Annotated in this window: 1 protein-coding gene; it reads left to right on the top strand. The window is 33.7% G+C overall.

Translation table 11 applies throughout. The annotated features are described in order from the left end of the window. Positions 1-819, top strand: an 819-nt coding sequence (locus O9295_RS02770; RefSeq protein WP_288031516.1) for an AraC family transcriptional regulator, incomplete at its 5' end; no start/stop codon positions are given. Positions 820-1,157 lie beyond the last annotated feature (338 nt).

The following is a 1,157-nucleotide window of genomic DNA, read 5'->3' as shown; positions in this document are numbered from 1 at the left end:
TTAGAATTATCGCAACGTAATTGTTTAACGAATGTTGCGGGAGTAATCCATTCTAAAATATGGGTTTTTGCGATTCCTGTTCAGGTGAATTCTGTCTTCTTCCAAAATTTGTATCCATTAGAAAATAACTATCTTGGGATTGTCCCCCCTAAATCAGAAATTTCCATTTTTCAACATCCCTTTTCCAATCGTTTTCAGCTTTACGTTCATGATAATTATCTGCAACAATTGTGCCAAACTTTAGAGTTACCAGAAGCGAAAAAGTTTTTAAATTCTTCCGCTGCTTCTATTGTGATTTGCCCATCGGAAAAAATTCGTCATCTACAACAATCTTGTCATCAACTTTATCAAATGCTATTTAATTTAGATCGTCAACAAATATCTTGGCAAAGAAAAGCATTAAGATTAAATTTTGTCAAGCAAAAATTAAAAGAAGAAATTGTCAAAGATTTTCTTTTGACTTTAGCAGTAACCAAAGATATTAAAACTCCTAAAAACACTATCAGACGCACCTCTATTCTCAAAAAAGCAGAAGAAATGATGAGAAAAAATCTGCGTTCTGATCTGACTATTCCAGCGATTTGTCAAGACTTAGAAGTAAGTCAACGCACCTTAGAATATATATTTAAAGACTTCTATCAAATGTCTCCTTACAATTATTTTAAATTGCTTCGTCTTAATGCTTTACATCAATCTCTTAACCAAAATAATCAGACAAAATTAATTTATGAAATTGCTGAAGAATTAGGTTTTTTTCACCGAGGATATCTGGCCTCTGATTATAAAAAACTGTTTGGTTACTTCCCCTCTGAAACCTAAAAAAATAGTAGGGGTAGGAATTAGGATTATTGTTAGATTTATCTGACTTATTTTTTCTTTGAGGACTAAATTCCTAACTCCTCTTTCAATTCATCGGCTCTCCCGTACTTGTTTGGTAGGGGCGTATATTGTACGCCCTTTCTTCGATCTCATAACCTCAAGAGAGCCATTAATAATTAGCCCCATCGAGATTAATTTACTTAGGGCTTGCTGAATAAATCTAAAAACCTTGTTGGATAAGGCTTTTAGACTTTTTTGACCTCAAAAAGTGCCGACCATTGGAGGGATCGGGGGTAAAATTCAGGTACTTTTTCCCTGAAAATTAGGTAACTGACTAC

The organism is Microcystis sp. LE18-22.4A (assembly GCF_027531105.1).
GTDB classification, from domain to species: domain Bacteria; phylum Cyanobacteriota; class Cyanobacteriia; order Cyanobacteriales; family Microcystaceae; genus Microcystis; species Microcystis aeruginosa.
Note: the sequence above shows the minus strand (reverse complement) of the source record. Positions and strands in the feature narration are given on the sequence as shown.